1 protein-coding gene is annotated in these 318 nt (G+C 78.9%); it reads right to left on the bottom strand.

All coding sequences use genetic code 11. The features are described 5' to 3' along the window. Window positions 1–318 (bottom strand): N-acetylmuramoyl-L-alanine amidase (locus GTW08_RS26510; RefSeq protein ID WP_202417729.1); only part of this gene is annotated, 318 nt, incomplete at both ends.

Genomic DNA, 318 nt, shown 5'->3' with positions numbered 1-318 from the left:
GCGGCCACCGCCGCCGCGATCCGGTCCCGCCCGGCGGGGTCGGTGAGCACGGCGGCGTCGTCGGCGTTGCGCATGTTGCCCGCCTCCACCAGCGCGGTCGGCACGGTCGAGGTGTTCAGGCCGGCCAGGTCCTCGCGGCCGTCGAGCCCGTCGCGGCCGATGTAACCGGCCGACGCGAACCCGGCCGAGCGCAGCGCGTCCCGCAGCCCGGTGGCCAGGCGCAGCGACGCCGGTCCGGTCCCGTGCACGGTGGGCTCCGCGTAGGCGACGTGGAACCCGCCGGCCGAGGCCGCCGCGCCGTCCGCGTGCAGCGACACG

Source organism: Pseudonocardia sp. SID8383 (assembly GCF_009864975.1).
Classification (GTDB): domain Bacteria; phylum Actinomycetota; class Actinomycetes; order Mycobacteriales; family Pseudonocardiaceae; genus Pseudonocardia; species Pseudonocardia alni.
This window is presented reverse-complemented; position numbering and strand designations above follow the sequence as displayed.